A 319-nucleotide genomic window follows, 5' to 3' on the forward strand; every position below is an offset into this window, starting at 1 on the left:
GGTTATCACACCTTGGTGACCGGCACGGCCGCCAGTATTGAGCTGGAGCAATTGGCCGAAGGTGGCGATAACAGCGCCTTGCTGGCCGCTGCCAACAGCAACCCGGCGGTGTACAGCAGCCAGAGCGGCGAGGGGGTCGTTGTGCCGGGCGGTACGGCAACGCTGACCATAACGCTGGATGGCATAAGTGTAGACAGCATGGGCGCCATGGATGAGAGCATCTTGCTGAGTATTACCAGCATGCTGGTGAATACCAATGATGGGGTGATTGCTGCCTCTGCGCTGGACGTGACGCAGCTGGCAGTGGGGTCATCGCTTC

1 protein-coding gene is annotated in these 319 nt (G+C 60.2%); it reads left to right on the top strand.

Features of this window, described 5'->3' with window-relative positions; genetic code table 11:
* Positions 1–319 (top strand): spondin domain-containing protein (locus tag Q4563_RS18220; protein ID WP_303605507.1); only part of this gene is annotated, 319 nt, incomplete at both ends.

Source organism: Gilvimarinus sp. 1_MG-2023 (assembly GCF_030548285.1).